Origin of the sequence: Plantibacter sp. ME-Dv--P-095, from assembly GCF_030209365.1 — a bacterium.
Classification (GTDB): domain Bacteria; phylum Actinomycetota; class Actinomycetes; order Actinomycetales; family Microbacteriaceae; genus Plantibacter.
The window spans coordinates 353,418-370,159 of record NZ_JARVSB010000007.1; the positions used below are offsets into that span (position 1 = coordinate 353,418).

Consider the following 16,742-nt stretch of genomic DNA (forward strand, 5'->3'; position numbering starts at 1 on the left):
GCGTGCCGGGCAGGACCCGGCACGCTCGACCGTCGGACTACTTGATGGACGCGATCGCGTCCTGGACCTTCTTGGCGAGGTCGGCGGAGAGCGGCGCAGCACCGGCCGACTTCGCAGCCTCTTCCTGGCCGGCGTCGCTGGCGATGTAGCCGGCGTACGCCTTGACGAGGTCGGCGGCCTTGGGGTCCGCGTACTCCTGGCAGGTGATGAGGTAGCTCACGAGCACGATCGGGTAGTGGGTCGCGTCCGTGGTCTCGCGGTCGAGCTTGATCGCGATGTCGTTCGCCTCACGGCCCTCGACGAGCGGCGAGCCCTCGACGACGGCGGCAGCACCCTCGGCGCTGTACTCGACGAACTCCTCGCCGACCTTGATCTTCGCGACACCGAGGTCGCCGGCCTTCGACGCGTCGGCGTAGCCGATGGTGCCGGTGCCGCCCTTGACGGTGTCGACGACACCCGAGGTGCCCTTGGCGCCCTCACCCGACTGGAACGGGAAGGTGTCGGCCGGCTCTGCGGTCCAGACGTCCGGTGCGTTCTTGTTCAGGTAGTCGGCGAAGTTCTTCGTCGTACCCGAGTCGTCCGAACGGTGGACGGCGGTGATGGCCGTCGACGGCAGCTTCGCCTCAGGGTTCAGGGCGACGATCGCCGGGTCGTCCCAGCTGGTGATCTGACCGGCGAAGATCTTCGCGATGGTCGCTGCGTCGAGGTTCAGCTCGTCGACGCCCTCGACGTTGAAGATGACCGCGATCGGGGAGATGTAGACCGGGAGGTCGATCGCCTTGGAGTCGGCTGCACACGCGGCGAAGGTGCTCGAGAGCTCCTCGTCGGAGAGGGCCGAGTCTGAACCGGCGAACTGCACGCCGCCGGCGATGAACGCCTTACGGCCGGCGCCGGAGCCGTCGGGGGAGTAGTTGATGGTGACGTCCGGGTTGGCCGTCTGGAAGGCGGCGACCCAGGCTTCCTGGGCGCTGCCCTGCGACGAAGCGCCGCTGCCGGCCAGGCTGCCCTTGAGGTCGCTGGCGGCTGCGCTCGTGGCGGTGGCGCCGCCTTCGTTGGCCGCACAGGAGGTCAGTGCGACGGCTGCGACTGCTGCTACGACCGCGACGCGGCCGAAACGTGAGAACTTCACAGGGATGTCCATTCATTGGTGTGGGTGCGAGCCGGTGCTGGCTCGTCAGTGACGCTAACCATCGGGCATGACGAGCATCCCCCGCGCTGGTAAACAACGGGTGAACGGAGATCGACGGCTTCCTTGCGCGACGCCGGGAATACGCACGAAACGGCCCCCGTTCGGGGGCCGCTCCGGTCGCTCTGGGTGCGCGGACCGCTCAGACGCGTGGTTCGTGGGTCTCGATCGCGATGATGCCGGAGCTCGGGTTGGTCCGTGAGAGGTGCACGATCGAGAACGCACCCGTCTCGAGTGCTGCCGCGCTGCCGAGGTAGGACCCGCGGGTCGAGCCGGTCGCCAGAGCGATCTCGCGGAGGATCTCGGGGAGGACGGGACCGTGGCTGCAGAGGATGGCGGTCTTCAGTGCGCGCACGCGGCGCCCGACGACCCGGCGGACGTCGGCCTCTCCTCGTTCGTACGCGTCCTGGCTGATCAGCTCGGAGCGTTTGGGCTCGATGCCCGCGGCGGCGGCGATGGGGCTCACGGTGCTGACGCAGCGCACGGCCGTGCTGGTGACGATCTTGCGCGGACCGAAGGCGAGCAGGGTCGCGACGTTGCCGGCGGCCTGTTTGACGCCTCGGGCGGCGAGTGGCCGGGTCGCGTCCTCGCCAGGCCATTCGGAGGGGGACGTGGCTTTGCCGTGCCGCATGGCGATGAGGGCGAAGGTTGCGGTCACGCCCTCCTCGACGAGCGCGGCGAACGTCTCGAGGATCTCGACGTCGCGCTCGTAGCTGAGGTAGCTCCGTGCACGCTTGATGCTGACCCACTCCAGGGCGGCGACTTCCCCGTTGGGGATGAACGTGCTCTCGCGGACGGCCTGCTCGGTGACCTCGGCGGACCAGTAGTGGACGATCTTCTCGCGACCGCTGGACAGCGGGTAGGTGGAGACACCGAGGGGGACCCCGAGGTGGACGCTCAGGCCCGTCTCCTCCTTGATCTCCCGGACGGCCGTCTCCGCGAGGGTCTCGCCCGGGTCGACCTTCCCCTTGGGGATCGTGATGTCGCCGTACACCGTGCGGTGGATGACGAGGAGGTGGACCTTCCCGTCGATGAGACGCCAGCACACCGCACCGGCTGCATAGATTGCCGTCGTCGTCATGGTCTCTACCTCGTCGTGTGGTGGTGCTCGTCCAGGTCGCGGTGCCGCATCGTCAGCGACGACTCCTCGGGCGCCGGCGCGCCGCGGTCTCGAGCATGAGGGAGTCTTGCAGATCCGTGAGCGGCTGGCCATCAGCGTCGACCGCGTGGCGTGTCCACACCCCGTCGGCGTCGAGCCACCACGACGAGGTCCGCTCGTCGAGGGCCTGCTCGAACATGGCGGCGGTCGCGGCGAGATGCTTCGGATCGGTGAGGCGCACGAGTGCCTCGACCCGGCGGTCGAGGTTGCGGTGCATCATGTCGGCGCTGCCGATGAACACGTGCGGATCGCCGTCGTTGTGGAACGAGAAGATGCGGGAGTGCTCGAGGTACCGCCCGAGGATGGACCGCACGCGGATCGTCTCGCTCATGCCCGGCTGACCGGGCTTCAGCGCGCAGATGCCGCGCACCCAGAGGTCGACGGGCACGCCCGCCTGGCTCGCGCGGTACAGGGCGTCGATGATCGCCTCGTCCACCATGGAGTTGACCTTGATGCGGATGCCGGAGGGCTTGCCCTCCTCCGCGTTCGTCCGTTCCTGCTCGATGTGCTTGAGCAGTCCCTTGCGGAGGTGGCGGGGCGCGACGAGGAGGCGCTTGAACTTCTTCTCGATGGCGTAGCCGGACAGCTCGTTGAAGAGCCGCGTGAGGTCCTTGCCCACTTGGTCGTCGGCCGTGAACAGGCCGAGGTCCTCGTAGATCCGGCTCGTCTTCGGGTTGTAGTTACCCGTGCCGATGTGGCTGTAGTGGCGCAGCACGCCCCGCTCCTGACGGACGACGAGGGCGAGCTTGCAATGGGTCTTCAAGCCGACGAGCCCGTAGACGACGTGCACGCCCGCCTTCTCGAGCTTTCGGGCCCAGGAGATGTTGTTCTGCTCGTCGAAGCGCGCCTTGATCTCGACGAGGGCGAGGACCTGCTTGCCCGCTTCCGCGGCGTCGATCAGTGCTTCGACGATGGGGCTGTCGCCGGAGGTCCGGTACAGGGTCTGCTTGATCGCCAGGACGTGCGGGTCGGCCGCCGCCTGCTCGATGAAGGCCTGCACGCTCGTGGCGAAGGACTCGTAGGGGTGGTGGACGAGGACGTCCTCCCTCGCGATGGACCGGAAGAGGTCGGGCTTGCCGTTCGGCTCGTCGGGCTGGAACTGCAGCGCGGTCGTGGGCACCCGCTTCGGGTACTGGAGGTCGGGACGGTCGATGCCGGCGAGGCTGAAGAGCCCACCGAGGTCGAGCGGAGAGGGGAGGCGGTAGACCTCCTGCTCCGTGATGTCGAGTTCGCGGACGAGCAGGCCGAGCGTGACGTCGTCCATGTCGTCGGTGATCTCGAGGCGGATCGGCGGGCCGAACCGACGACGCAGCAGCTCCTTCTCGAGCGCCTGGATGAGGTTCTCGGTCTCGTCCTCCTCGATCACCATGTCCTCGTTGCGGGTGACGCGGAACACATGGTGATCGACGATCTCCATGCCGGGGAACAGATGGCCCAGGTGGTTGGCGATGACCTCCTCGAGCGCGATGTAGCGGACGCTCGGGGCGGTGTCGAGTGCCGCGGAGCGACGCTCGGCCGGGCCGACGCGGACGAAGCGCGGCATCATCTGGGGCACCTTGAGCCGGGCGAACTCCTCGCGCCCGCTGCGCGTGTTCCGCACCCGCACCGCGAGGTTCAGCGAGAGCCCCGAAATGTAGGGGAAGGGGTGGGCCGGGTCGACCGCGAGCGGCATGAGGACGGGGAAGACCTGGTTGCTGAAGTACTCGCTCAGGTAGTCGCGGTCTGCGGCGTCGAGCGAGTCCCAGGTGACGACGGTGACGCCGCGTTCCGCGAGGTCGGGACGCACGAGGTCGTGCCAGGCGCGGGCGTGCCGCTCCTGGAGGATGTGGGCCTGCTGCGAGATCTCGGAGAGGACGTCGGCCGGGGCGTTGCCCACGTTCGTGGGGACGGCCAGGCCGGTGAGGATGCGTCGCTTCAGACCCGCGACCCGGACCATGAAGAACTCGTCGAGGTTCGACGCGAAGATCGCGAGGAAGTTGGCGCGCTCGAGGACGGGGAGCGCCGGGTCCTCTGCGAGCTCGAGCACGCGCTGGTTGAAGGCGAGCCAGCTGAGTTCGCGGTCGAGGTAGCGGTGCTCGGGAAGCGCCGGATCGTTGCGCTCGAACGCGGGATCGAAGTCCTCGTCGTCTCCATCGAGGCCGACGTCGAGCACGGTTGGGTCTGCTGGCATGCCTTCATCATGACACCGTGACGGCGGTGGTCGCGACGACTGCGGTGAACACTCTGTAAATGCGGTCGCCCCGGCGTGCTGTGGAGCGGGATCAGGCGTCGGTTCTCGCGTACTGGACGTCGATCGTGTGGTCGGTGAATCCGAGGGATCGGTACAGCGAGACCGCCGGCACGTTGTCCGCTTCGACGTAGAGCGTGACGGCGTCGACCGCACGGTCGCGCAGCCGCGCCATCCCGGCTTCCATCAGGAGTCTTCCGAGTCCGCGGCCGCCGGCCGCCGGGTGCACGCCCACCGCGTACACCTCACCGACCGTCTCCTCGATCTTGAGCCAGATGAACCCGAGCAGGTCGCCGTCGGAGCCGCGGGCCAGGAGGAAGTCGCCGGCGTCGAACCACGACTCGGCCTCGCGCGCGCGGAGGTCGTCGAGGGTCATCCGCCCCTGCTCGGGATGGCCGACGAACGCGAGCGCGTTCACCTCGAGCCACTCCTGTTCGTCGACACCCGGCCGGAAGGTCTCGATCGTGACGTCCGCGTGCGCGGCGGTCGCCGATCGGGCGCGGTTCGCCGGCGCCTTCGTCAAGCGCAGCTGCAGGAGCGTCCTGACTGACGAGAATCCGAACTCCTCGGCGAGCGCCCGGGAGGCGGGGTGGTCGCCGTGCGCCCAGATGCGGACGTTCGGCGGGCAGTTCGAGAGGACTCCGCGGAGTGCGGCGCGGCCGTACCCGTGCCCTCGCCACTCGGGCTCGATCACGAACTCGAGTTCCCCGTGCCCGACGATGGCCGCGCCGACGACGGCGAAGTCGTCCGGGTCGACGGGCGGATCCTGGGGCTCGACCGCGAGGATCAGGGTGCGGGCGCCCGAGGCGACGTCGATGAGCGACTGGTCGCTGAACGGCGGCTGGCCGTCGACGAGCGACGCCGTCCGGACGAGGCGGTCGAGCGCGGCGCGCGTCGGCGCGTCCTCGACGTTACGAACCGACAGCGTCAGCCGGGGCATGATCATCCTCGTAGACGTTGAATCGGTAGCCGACGTTCCGCACGGTGCCGATGAGCTGCTCGAGGTCTCCGAGCTTCGCGCGCAACCGACGGACGTGCACGTCGACGGTGCGGGTGCCGCCGAAGTAGTCGTAGCCCCAGACCTCGCTGAGCAGCTGCTCGCGCGTGAACACCCGGGAGGGATGGGTCGCGAAGAACCGGAGCAGCTCGAACTCCTTGAAGGTGAGGTCGAGCGGTTTGCCGTGGACCTTCGCGGAGTAGCTGGCCTCGTCGATGACCACGCCCGAGGCCTGGATCTTGCTCGCCGAGTGTTCCTGCGAGGCGCGGCCGATGGCGAGCCGGATCCGCGCGTCGACCTCCGCCGGCCCGGCCGACTCGAGGATGACGTCGTTCACGCCCCAGTCGGCGCTGACGGCGGTGAGCCCGCCCTCGGTGAGGATCAGGAGCAGGGGGACGGACAGGCCGGACGCCCCGAGGATCTTGCACAGCGACTTCGCGCTCGCCAGATCCTGCCGGGCGTCGACCAGGACCAGGTCCGAACTCGGCGCGTTCACGAGCTGCGACGGATCGGCCGGGATCTGCCGGGTGCGGTGGCTGAGGAGTCCGAGGGATGGGAGGACCTCGGTGCCGACCATGGAGGTCAAGACCAAAATTTGCGCCACGCGCATCCTCCCGACTGAGTTTGGAACCATATTAGGCGAACGACTGCGCCCGCCGTCGCACCGGCGACCGGAGGTGGTCCGCCGCTCCATGCTCTGTGACAATGGGTCCGTGAGCGAAACCACCCTCTCTCCCCGGCTGCGCTGGATCAGCGTCGTCTCCATCTGGGCGCTCGCGCTCGTCGGTGTCGTCGTGTCCGGCCTGCTCTGGAGCCCGGGGGAGACCTACTACGGGCTGTCCGCGACGCTCGGTCTCTGCACCCTCGCCGCGTTCTCGGCTCAGTTGCTGACCCGTCAGAAGATCGGGTTCGTCGACCGCATGTCGACGAGCGTGACCGGCTCGGTGCTGATCCTCGCGCTCGGAGGCGCCGTGTATGGCCTCATCGCACTGGCTGCGGGGTAGACTTTCCCCATGCTGCTCGCTCTCGAAATCTTCTTCATCGGCTTGCTCGTCCTCGCCAGCCTCGCCATCGCGTTCACCGCGGTCGTGGTGCTGAAGAACCTGTACCGCGGACAGCGCTAGTCGGGCTCCTCGATGATCGAGATCCCGAGCGGCCTGCCGAGCGAACTGGTCCCGCTGTCCTGGCTGATCGGTGTCTGGGAGGGCACCGGGGTCATCGACTACAAGATCGGTGACGAGACCGTCACCCGCGAGTTCGGTCAGCGCGTCAGTTTCAGCCACGACGGCCTGCCCTACCTGAACTACAACTCGTACACCTGGCTCCTCCCGGAGCAGCCTGCGGCCGATGCCGAGGGTGGCTCGACGACGGACGCCGACAGCCTCTCCGACGACGACGCCGGTCCGGAGGCGACGGAGGCCCCGCTCGATCCGCTGGCCGCCCCTGAACCGCTCGTGACCGAGACCGGCTACTGGCGTCTGGAACGACCCCTCATCGAAGGCGATCCGGGCCCGGGCATGCTCCCCGGCCAGGGGCCGAGGCCGTTCGGCACAGCCCAGTCGGTGGAGGCACTGCGTACCTCGACCGGCGCCTTCCCGCTGCAGGTGTCGATCGTCCACCCGAACGGCGTGAGCGAGCTCTACCTGGGGCAGATCGACGGCCCGCGCATCGACCTCGCGACCGACGCCGTGGTGCGCACCGCGGGTGCCAAGGAGTACGCCGCAGCCACGCGCCTGTACGGGCTCGTCGAGAACCACCTGCTGTGGGCGTGGGACATCGCCGCGCTCGGCCAGGATCTCCGCACGCACGCCTCGGCGCGCCTGGCCAAAGCCGACTGACGTGTCGACATCCATCGGATCGGCCGTTCCGAGCGCGGTTCCCGGCTCACCCTTCCTCACCCTCCCCGGCGCCGTCGAACAGGCGGACGCGTTCGACCACGGCGTCCCCTCGCACTACGGCAGCCCGAACATCGAGCAGCGACTGATCTCCCGTGGCACGGCGATCGTCGACCTCTCCAACCGTGGCGTCGTGACGATCACGGGGCCGGACCGATTGAGCTGGCTGCACTCCATCACGAGCCAGGACCTCCGCTCCCTGCCGGCCGGCACCTCCACCGAGACGCTCTTCCTCGACCAGAGCGGGCGGATCGAGCACGCGGCCAAGCTGCTCGACGACGGAACGACCACCTGGATCATCACCGAGGCTGACGATGCGGCTCCACTCCACGCCTGGCTGGACCGCATGCGGTTCATGTTGCGCGTCGAGGTGGCCATCGCGACGGAGCAGTACGCGGTGATCGGTGCAGCGGCGGGGCTCGCCATCGACGCCGCGGCCCCCAACGGGCTGCCGCTCGTCTGGCACGACCCGTGGTCGGAGGTCGCCGTCGGCGGTCACCAGTACGCGACGGGCGAGCACCCGGGTGCCACCTGGACGTGGACCGAGACCATCGTCGAGCGCGCCACCCTCGACGCGCTCGCGCAGCAGGTCCGTGCGGGCGCGTTCTCCGCCGCAGGTTCCCTGGCCGCCGAGGCGCTGCGGATCGCCGCCTGGCGTCCACGGCTGCAGGCCGAGGTCGACGAGCGGAGCATCCCGCACGAGCTCGATTGGCTCCGCTCCGCCGTGCACCTGAACAAAGGGTGCTACCGAGGACAGGAGACGGTCGCGAAGGTGCACAACCTCGGGCACCCGCCACGCCGGCTCGTCATGCTCCTTCTCGACGGCTCCGACGCGGTCCTCCCGCGTGCCGGGTCGGACGTCGTACTCGTCACCGGTGGCGACGACCCGGTCCGCAAGACCGTCGGGAGCATCACCTCGAGCGCGATCCACCACGAGCTCGGCCCGGTCGCTCTGGCGGTAGTCAAACGCTCCACGGATCCGGCCGCCGTGCTGACGGTCGAAGCCGAGGGTGTCGACGTCGCGGCGTCGCAGGAGATCGTGGTCCCGGCAGATGCCGGCGCGACGGCGAACGTCCCCCGACTCCCGCGACTCGGCGCCGTCCGGCGCTGACCGGAGTGGTGAGGCAGAACGCGTCCGACGAGCGGCCGGGTCGCGACCGTTGGACGGCGGCGCTCCTGCGGCGCATCGCCCTCGGTGACGCCTGGCACCGCCTGGTCGCCTCCGTTCCGGCGGTGCTGCAGGTCAGCCTCACCGCGATCGCCGCCTATGCCTTCTCCCACTACGTGCTCGGGCACGCCGTCCCACTCCTCGCCTTGACCGTGACGATCTCGAGTCTCGGGTTCGTTCGCGACGCCCGCCCGATCCGGGTCCTCGAGACGGCCGTGGGGATGAGCGTCGGGATCGCGCTGGCCGAGATCCTGCTCCTCGGCTTCGGCCAGGGCACGTGGCAACTCGCGGTCGCGCTCGTGCTCACGCTGCTCGTCGCCCGGTTCCTGTCGCCGGCGGCATCGTTCGCGATCGCGGCGGCGGTGCAGTCCGTCCTCGTCATGCTCCTGCCCGTCCCCGACGGCGGACCGTTCGTCCGGACGCTCGACGGATTGATCGGCGGGGTCTTCGCCCTCCTCGCGACGGCACTCATCCCGCGCGACCCGCGCCGGAGCGCTCGCCGGGACGGCCAGCGGCTCATCGACGAACACGTCCGGACGCTGGCATCCCTCGTGGCGGCCCTCCGCCTCGGCGATCTGGAGCAGGCGGACCGCGCGCTCGCCCGGGCGAGGGCCACCCAGCCGGCACTGGACGCGTGGCGCGGCACCCTCGACTCGGGGCTCGCCATCGCGCGCATCTCCCCGTTCCTCAGGAAGGCCGTCTTCGACCTCGAGCGACAGCGGACCATGCTCGACGGCATGGACCTCGCGACCCGCAATCTCCGGGTGATCGCCCGGCGCATCGACTACGTGTCTCGCGATGCCACGAGCCGGCCCGAGCTCGCGGACCTGCTCGCTCGCACCTCCGTCGCGCTCGGCATCCTGTCGCAGTCGATCGGGGACATCGCGCAGCAGCCCGTGGCGAGGCAGTCTCTCCTCGAGATCGCCAAGCACCTCGACCCGGTCGCCGTGCTGCCGGAGGCCTCGGTGTCGGAGCAGGCGCTCGTCCTCGTCCTCCGTCCGTACCTCGTCGATCTGCTCACGGCGACCGGATTGCCGACGGCGGACGCCCAGGCGGCGCTTCCCCCGGTCTGATCCGCGACGCGAGACGCTGCTCAGGCGACCGGCGTCGGAGCGGGGGCCACGGCCGACCACGGCAGCGTCAGCTCACCGAGGCGCCAGCGGGAGCGCCCCGCCGTCACGGGCCACCCGGTGTCGACGAGCGTGCCGACGGTCGCCAACCAGCGCTGCACGGGACCGTAGACCGCCAGGGGTGCGTGCACGCGCCAGGCACGGTCGAGGTCCGTCATGAGTGCGTGGATCCGTTCCCCGGGGACGTTGCGGTGGATCAGCGCCTTCGGCAGCCGTTCCGCCACGATGGACGGGAGCTCCAAGTCGGCCAGCCGCAGACTGATCGAGAACGACTCCGGGTGACCCTGGTCGTCGACGGCGACCCAGCTGGACACGCGTCCGATCTCGTCGCACGTTCCCTCGACGAGTGTCCCGCCCGGCTGGAGTCGCTTCGCCATCAGGTGCCAGGCGTCCGCCACCTCCGACTCGTCGTACTGGCGGAGCACGTTGAACGCGCGGATGACGACCGGGCGGTCCTCACCGGTCGGGACCTCGAAGCCGCCGAGCGCGAAGGACACCCGAGCGGCGGGGGAGAAGCGGGTCGCACCGTCGCGGACCAGTCGCAGTTGCGCATCGGCGGTGCGGACGCGGCCCGGCTCGATCTCGAGACCGATGACCCGCAGCTCGGGTCGGACGGCGAGGAGCCGTTCGTGCAACTCCAGGGTCGTGATCCCGCTCGCGCCGTAGCCGAGGTCCACCACCAGGGGGTTCGTCGTCCGTCTGAGCGCGGGGAGGGTCGAGATCCAGCGGTCCACACGACGGAGTCGGTTCGTGTTCGTCGTCCCGCGAGTGATCGATCCGACGGGCATGGGCCTATTCTCCCTCACCGACGAGACCTCCGGGTCCACCTCGCGGCCACGCGCCGTCGGTATGCTGGAGGCATGCCTGAGACTTACACCCTCGTCCTGCTGCGCCACGGCAACAGCGACTGGAATCAGAAGAACCTGTTCACCGGTTGGGTCGACGTCCGACTCAGCGAACTCGGTGTCACCGAGGCCAAGCGCGCGGGTGAGCTGCTCGCCGACTCCGGCATCACCCCCGACGTGCTCTACACCTCGGTCCTCTCCCGCGCGATCCAGACGGCCAACCTGGCCCTCGAGACCGCCGACCGCATGTGGATCCCGGTGAAGCGCAGCTGGCGTCTCAACGAACGTCACTACGGCGCACTGCAGGGCAAGGACAAGGCGCAGACGCTCGCCGAGTACGGTCCGGAGCAGTTCCAGACCTGGCGTCGGTCCTTCGACGTCCCGCCGCCGCCGATCGCGGACGACGACCAGTGGTCGCAGGCGGACGACCCGCGGTACGTCGGCATCGACGGCGAGCTGCCGCGCACCGAATGCCTGAAGGACGTCATCGACCGCATGCTGCCGTACTGGGAGTCCGACATCACGGTCGACCTCGCCGCCGGCAAGACGGTGCTCGTCACGGCGCACGGGAACTCGCTCCGCGCCCTCGTCAAGCACCTCGACGACATCTCGGACGACGAGATCGCGGAGCTGAACATCCCGACCGGCATCCCGCTCGTCTATGAGCTCGACGCGGACTTCCGTCCGATCGCACCGGCCCGCTACCTCGACCCGGAGGCCGCCGCCGCCGGTGCCGCGGCCGTCGCAGCGCAGGGCAAGAAGTAGCGGAAACCCCACCAAACCAGCGCCCCGGCCACGAGGACGACTCAACCGCATCTGCGGTGAATGCGCCTCTGGCCGGGGTTTTCCCTTGCGCGAAAAAGGGCTTGAACGCGTTCCGAGTTGGGCGTACAGTGACTGCACTGTAACCCGATTGGGGGGATACGCATGGAGCAGTCGACCGACGGCACCCGTTTCCCCCTGTGGCGCGCCCTCGCCCTCGGCGGGTTCGCCGCTGCGGCGTTCACGGCCGTCGCCCTCTTCGGGACTCCGTCGTCCGCACACGCCGACGACGGTGCGGACCCGTCACTCCTCGGAGCGGTCACCGAGGTCGTGGACTCGCTCGATCGACCGATCGACGCCGTCGCAGCGGTGGTCGACGTCGTGGACACCACTGTCGTCGAGCCCGTGGTGGACGTCGTCGACGACACGGTGGCGGCTGTCCCGGTCGTGAACACGGTGGTCGAGGAGACCGTTGGCCCGGAGCCGGTGGCGACGATCGTCGAACCGGTCGTGCAGACGGTCGAGGACACCGTCGATGGACTCGGCGACGTGGTCGCGGCCGTCCCGGTCCCCAGTGTTCCCGTCGTCGTTCCGACCGTTCCTGTCCCGTCGAGCCCGGCCCCGGTGGGGCCCGCGCCCGAGCAGGCCGGCGACACGCCGACCGCTCCAGCGCCGACGAGCGCTCCGGCTCCGGTGTTCGGGCCGCCATCCGCACCGCTCGGAGACCTCGCGTCCTCGGACGCCGGTACGGATCGCGAGCGTGCCTCCGTCCACCCGTCGGCCGACGCCGTCGCGCCGAGCACCACCACGCTTCCTGCGACACCCGGCGGTCTGCCGGCGCTGCCGGCCGCTGACGATCACTGGGCGGTCTCGCCGAGCGGGTCCAGCTCGTCCGGCTCGGGCGCGGCGGCCAACGGCCCGGTGAGCGGCGAGCAGTCCGCCGAGGTCGCGATCCCCGCACCCGGTGTCGATCGACGCGCCATCGCTCGAGACGACGATCTACCAGCCTCTCCCACCTTCCCTGCAGACACTGCTCCTGACTGACGACGGACGACTCCGCCCTGTTCGGCGGAGGCCCACCCATCGGGTGGTTCGACAGTCCGAAGTCTCCCGACACCGGGAGCACACCAGTCATTCTGCAAGGAGCAGGAATCATGAATTCGTATGTCAAGAAAGGCCTCTACTGCGGCCTGTTCGTCGCGGGACTCACGTTCCTCGGAGCCACGGCGGCCAACGCCGACACCTCGGGTGAGGACAGCATCCTCGGCGGGAACCTCGTCGACGTGGTCCTCGAAGCGCCAGTCGAGATCGTCGACACCGCGGTGAGTGTCATCGGCGACTCGTCGGCGACCAGCGTGCCGGAGCCCGCGCCAGCGGCACCGGCACCTGAACCGGCACCTGACCCGGCACCGGCACCTGAGCCGGCACCGGTTCCCGCCCCGGAGCCGGAAGCCACCAGCACCATTGGTGACGACAGTATCGCCGGCGGCAACCAGGTCCAGCTGCCCGTCACCATCCCGGTGACGGTCGAGGACAACGCCATCTCGATCATCGGCGACGCCGAGCAGTCGAGTGGTGCGGCTGCGCCGGCCGGGGAGTCGACCACGGCTCCCACGGGTGGTCAGGCCACGACCGGTGACGACAGTGTCGCCGGTGGGAACCAGGTCCAGCTGCCCGTCACCATCCCGGTGACGGTCGGTGGGAACGCCATCTCGGTGATCGGCGACTCGAGCAGTGAGCAGGCGGGTCAGCCTGCGGCTGCTCCCGGTGGAGCGGTCGCTCCGGCGGGGTCGTCGACGACGACCGGTGACGACAGTGTCGCCGGTGGGAACCAGGTGTCGCCCGTGGTGACCGTACCGGTGACGGTCGGTGGGAACGCCATCTCCGTGATCGGCGACTCGAGCAGTGAGCAGGCGGGTCAGCCTGCGGCTGCTCCCGGTGGAGCGGTTGCTCCGGCGGGGTCGTCGACGACGACCGGTGACGACAGTGTCGCCGGTGGGAATCAGATCATCGGAGACGTCGAGCTCCCCGTCTCGCTGGTCGACAATGCCGTCAGCGTGATCGGTGACGCCGAGTCGACGGGCGGAGCGACCACGACCCCGGCCACGTCCGGGAACGGGACGTCCACGACGGTCGGCGACGGCAGCGTCGCCGGTGGGAACCAGGTGATCCTGGATCTGGGCCTGCCCGTCACGGTGGGCGGCAACGCCATCGCGGTGATCGGTGACAGCGAGACCGGTGGCCCCGGGGTCACCGACCCGACCGACCCGACCGACCCGACCGATCCGACCGATCCGACCGACCCGACCGACCCGACGGACCCGACCGACCCGACGGACCCCACCATCCCGGTGGTCCCCGGTACGCCGAGCAGCCCGACGACCGTCGTCGTCAGTGCCGCCACGCCGTCGCAGTCCGGCTCGGGTGTGACGGCTTCGGCGCCGCGCTCGACTGAGCCGGCCCTGGCCGACACCGGAAGCGCTGCGGCCGGACTCCTGCCGCTCGCCGGACTGGCGACCGTCCTGGGTCTGCTGCTCCTGGCCGGCGGCGCGATCGTCCGTCGCCGTCAGATCGGCTAGTCCCGCGACAACGGACGAGCGGTGCCGACCCGGATCCGGGTCGACACCGCTCGTCGGGGTGTCCGGTGGACGTCGCTCAGTGGTGGACCGGCGTCGTGGTCTCGGGGATCCAGTCGCCGGTGGCCAGGTACTGCACCTTCTTGGCGATGGACACTGCGTGGTCGGCGAAGCGCTCGTGGTACCGCGAAGCGAGGGTGGCGTCGACGGTCGCGACCGGCTCACCCTTCCACGTGTCGCCGAGCACCTTCTCGAAGACGCTCGCGTGGAGTTCGTCCACGTCGTCGTCGTCGTTCCGGATCTCGTCCGCGATGCGGGGGTCCTGCGTGCGGAGCAGTTCGGTGAGCTTGCGCGCGATGGACACGTCGAGGCGGCCCATCTCGGCGAACGTCGTGCGCAGCCCCTTCGGGACGGCCTTGTCGGGGAAGCGGTAGCGCGACAGCTGGGCGATGTGCTCGGCCATGTCGCCCATCCGCTCGAGCGAGGCGCTGATCCGCAGGGCACTGACGACGATGCGCAGGTCGCGGGCCACCGGCTGCTGGCGGGCGAGGATGTCGATCGCGAGTTCGTCGAGTTCGATGGCGAGCTGGTCGATGCGGTTGTCGTTGGCGATGACCTCTTCGGCCACGGCGACGTCCGAGTTGCCGAAGGACTGCGTCGCCTTCTCGATGGAGATCGTGACGAGCTCGGCGATCTCGACCAGGCGATCCTGGACCTCTCGCAGTGACTGCTGGAATACCTCGCGCATGGCTCTGGGTGCCGTCCTTCCGTGACCTGGCGGTGGGCAGGCAGATGCCCGCTCCGCCGATGATGCCGAACCAAGGTTAACAGTTGGGGCCCCGCGCGTGAACAGTCGTCGAAGTGGCGGGGTATTCGCGAGTTCGGCCTCCAGCGGACTGAGTAACGTAGTACCCATGGACACCATGTGGTTGGTGCTGATCGCGTTGGCACTCGGCCTCATCGTCGGGGGCGGTTTCGTCGCCCTCATCACCCTCGCCCTCCGCCGTGGCGAGCGCGCTGCGACGGTCGTGAACCCGGTCGTGCCGGATGGGGTCGACCAGGTGCTCGAGGCCCTCGACAGCGCCGGCATCGTCGTCGACCCGTCGAACAACGTGCTCAAGGCGTCGCCCGGAGCCTTCGCGCTCGGCCTGGTCCGCGACCGCGTGCTCGACAATCAGGAACTCATCGACCTCGCGCTCGAGGTCCGCCGCACCGGCGACGCCGTGACGAGCGACCTGGAACTGGCCCTCGGCCGGTTCGGTGAGGCGACGAGACACCTCCGGGTGCGCGCTGCGCCGCTCGGCTCCCGCTTCATCCTGCTGCTCGCCGAAGACCACACCGAGGCGCGCCGCCTGGACGAGGTCCGTCGGGACTTCATCGCGAACATCAGCCACGAGCTGAAGACGCCGATCGGTGCCATCGGCCTCCTCTCCGAGGCACTCGACACCGCGGCCGACGACCCGGAACGGGTCAAGCGGTTCGCCAGCCGACTCGCGACCGAGTCCCATCGACTCACGCGGATGACGGCGGAGATCATCGACCTGTCCCGGCTGCAGGCGGCCGACGCGCTCCATCAGCCGGAGCTCGTGCGGCTCGACCGCGTGATCGCCGCCGCGGTCGACCAGAACCGCGTCCCGGCGGACGCCACCGGCGTCGGCCTGTCGGTCCGCGGGGGCAAGAACCTCGAGGTCTACGGCGACGAGGCGATGCTCGTCGTCGCCGTGCACAACCTCATCTCGAACGCGATCCACTACTCGCCGACCGGCGCCCAGGTGGGGGTCGGGGTCCGCGCGGTCGACGACGTCGTCGAGATCGCCGTCACCGATCAGGGGGTCGGGATCGCCGAGGAGGACCGCGACCGCGTGTTCGAACGGTTCTTCCGCGTCGACCAGGCTCGGTCCCGGCACACCGGCGGCACCGGCCTCGGGCTGAGTATCGTCAAGCACACCGTCCACAACCATGGCGGGGAGGTCAAGGTCTGGTCGCAACTCGGCCGCGGTTCGACTTTCACCATCCGCCTGCCCAGAGCAACGACCCCGCCGGAGGATCTCTCCACCGGCACGGCAAGGAGTACCCTGTGACCCGCATCCTGCTCGTCGAAGACGAAGCATCGTTGAGTGAACCGTTGAGCTATCTGCTCGAGCGGGAGGGCTACGAGGTCGAGGTGGCCGAGGACGGTCCGTCGGCGGTCCAGTCGTTCACCGCTCGCGGCGCCGATCTCGTACTGCTCGACCTCATGCTGCCCGGCATTCCGGGCACGGAGGTCTGCCGGCAGATCCGCGCGGTGTCGAGCACGCCGATCATCATGCTGACCGCGAAGGACTCCGAGGTCGACATCGTCGTGGGTCTCGAACTGGGAGCCGACGACTACGTCACGAAGCCGTACTCCACCCGCGAGCTGCTCGCACGGATCCGTGCGGTCCTGCGCCGCCGTGTCGATGCGGACCAGGCCCAGGAGGAGGTGCTGCTCGAGGCCGGCACGGTCCGGATGGACACCGAGCGCCATGTCGTCGAGGTCAACGGTGCACCGATCCCCATGCCGCTCAAGGAGTACGAGCTGCTCGAGCTGCTGCTGCGGAACGCCGGGCGCGTGCTCACCCGCGGACAGCTGATCGACCGCGTGTGGGGGAGTGACTACTACGGCGACACCAAGACGCTTGACGTCCACATCAAGCGCATCCGTTCGCGCATCGAGGCGAACCCGTCGGAGCCGGTGATGCTCGTCACCGTCCGCGGACTCGGCTACCGGTTCGAGGCCTAGCCGCGACGTCGGGCAACACCGACGAACGCCCCGCCT

General features: G+C 69.4%; 16 protein-coding genes. 9 read left to right on the forward strand and 7 right to left on the reverse strand.

Translation table 11 applies throughout. The annotated features are described in order from the left end of the window. Positions 1-37: 37 nt before the first annotated feature. The 5 genes from pstS to QRN26_RS11660 form a co-directional block, all read right to left on the reverse strand. Positions 38-1,129: a phosphate ABC transporter substrate-binding protein PstS gene (pstS, locus tag QRN26_RS11640; protein ID WP_082456058.1), complete on the reverse strand. Its 1,092-nt coding sequence runs from the start codon at positions 1,127-1,129 to the stop codon at positions 38-40. A 199-nt stretch (positions 1,130-1,328) separates the two neighbouring features. Then, positions 1,329-2,267 carry an NUDIX hydrolase gene (locus QRN26_RS11645; RefSeq protein ID WP_056778595.1) on the reverse strand — a complete coding sequence of 313 codons (939 nt, stop codon included), beginning with the start codon at positions 2,265-2,267 and terminating at the stop codon, positions 1,329-1,331. Between the two features lie 52 nt (positions 2,268-2,319). Continuing rightward, positions 2,320-4,515, reverse strand: a complete 2,196-nt coding sequence (locus QRN26_RS11650; RefSeq protein ID WP_056007803.1) for an RNA degradosome polyphosphate kinase — start codon at positions 4,513-4,515, stop codon at positions 2,320-2,322. A 91-nt stretch (positions 4,516-4,606) separates the two neighbouring features. Continuing rightward, on the reverse strand, positions 4,607-5,512 hold the full coding sequence (gene mshD / locus QRN26_RS11655) for a mycothiol synthase (protein WP_056778591.1): 906 nt from the start codon (positions 5,510-5,512) through the stop codon (positions 4,607-4,609). After that, positions 5,484-6,173: a response regulator transcription factor gene (locus QRN26_RS11660; RefSeq protein WP_194669391.1), complete on the reverse strand. Its 690-nt coding sequence runs from the start codon at positions 6,171-6,173 to the stop codon at positions 5,484-5,486. Before QRN26_RS11660 ends, mshD begins: the two co-directional genes overlap by 29 nt. A 109-nt stretch (positions 6,174-6,282) precedes the next feature. Here QRN26_RS11660 and QRN26_RS11665 point away from each other — a divergent pair, with 109 nt between their 5' ends. From QRN26_RS11665 to QRN26_RS11680, 4 genes are all read left to right on the forward strand, one after another. Next, complete coding sequence (locus QRN26_RS11665) at positions 6,283-6,573, forward strand: hypothetical protein (RefSeq protein ID WP_157579818.1); 291 nt, start codon at positions 6,283-6,285, stop codon at positions 6,571-6,573. 132 nt (positions 6,574-6,705) lie between these two features. Continuing rightward, positions 6,706-7,407 carry a heme-binding beta-barrel domain-containing protein gene (locus QRN26_RS11670; RefSeq protein WP_285036907.1) on the forward strand — a complete coding sequence of 234 codons (702 nt, stop codon included), beginning with the start codon at positions 6,706-6,708 and terminating at the stop codon, positions 7,405-7,407. A gap of 1 nt (position 7,408) precedes the next feature. Further along, on the forward strand, positions 7,409-8,575 hold the full coding sequence (gene ygfZ / locus QRN26_RS11675) for a CAF17-like 4Fe-4S cluster assembly/insertion protein YgfZ (protein WP_285036910.1): 1,167 nt from the start codon (positions 7,409-7,411) through the stop codon (positions 8,573-8,575). Between the two features lie 8 nt (positions 8,576-8,583). Beyond that, a complete protein-coding gene (locus tag QRN26_RS11680) occupies positions 8,584-9,705 on the forward strand; it encodes an FUSC family protein (protein ID WP_285036912.1) in 1,122 nt (373 codons plus the stop codon). A gap of 20 nt (positions 9,706-9,725) precedes the next feature. On the opposite strand, the gene QRN26_RS11685 is transcribed toward QRN26_RS11680, so the two are convergent. Next, positions 9,726-10,550, reverse strand: coding sequence for a class I SAM-dependent methyltransferase (locus QRN26_RS11685; RefSeq protein ID WP_056007784.1), 825 nt, complete (start codon positions 10,548-10,550; stop codon positions 9,726-9,728). Between the two features lie 72 nt (positions 10,551-10,622). On the opposite strand from QRN26_RS11685, the gene QRN26_RS11690 reads away from it, so the two are divergent. From QRN26_RS11690 to QRN26_RS11700, 3 genes are all read left to right on the forward strand, one after another. Beyond that, positions 10,623-11,372, forward strand: a complete 750-nt coding sequence (locus tag QRN26_RS11690) for a phosphoglyceromutase (protein ID WP_056007781.1) — start codon at positions 10,623-10,625, stop codon at positions 11,370-11,372. A gap of 162 nt (positions 11,373-11,534) precedes the next feature. Beyond that, positions 11,535-12,413 carry a hypothetical protein gene (locus QRN26_RS11695; RefSeq protein ID WP_285036915.1) on the forward strand — a complete coding sequence of 293 codons (879 nt, stop codon included), beginning with the start codon at positions 11,535-11,537 and terminating at the stop codon, positions 12,411-12,413. Between the two features lie 110 nt (positions 12,414-12,523). After that, positions 12,524-13,948 carry a chaplin family protein gene (locus tag QRN26_RS11700; RefSeq protein WP_285036918.1) on the forward strand — a complete coding sequence of 475 codons (1,425 nt, stop codon included), beginning with the start codon at positions 12,524-12,526 and terminating at the stop codon, positions 13,946-13,948. 76 nt (positions 13,949-14,024) lie between these two features. Here the strand turns inward: QRN26_RS11700 and phoU are convergent, their stop codons facing one another. After that, positions 14,025-14,693, reverse strand: a complete 669-nt coding sequence (gene phoU, locus QRN26_RS11705; RefSeq protein WP_056007773.1) for a phosphate signaling complex protein PhoU — start codon at positions 14,691-14,693, stop codon at positions 14,025-14,027. 166 nt (positions 14,694-14,859) lie between these two features. Here phoU and QRN26_RS11710 point away from each other — a divergent pair, with 166 nt between their 5' ends. Then, positions 14,860-16,026: a sensor histidine kinase gene (locus tag QRN26_RS11710; protein ID WP_056007771.1), complete on the forward strand. Its 1,167-nt coding sequence runs from the start codon at positions 14,860-14,862 to the stop codon at positions 16,024-16,026. Continuing rightward, positions 16,023-16,706, forward strand: a complete 684-nt coding sequence (locus QRN26_RS11715; protein WP_056007768.1) for a response regulator — start codon at positions 16,023-16,025, stop codon at positions 16,704-16,706. Before QRN26_RS11710 ends, QRN26_RS11715 begins: the two co-directional genes overlap by 4 nt. Positions 16,707-16,742: the final 36 nt, after the last annotated feature.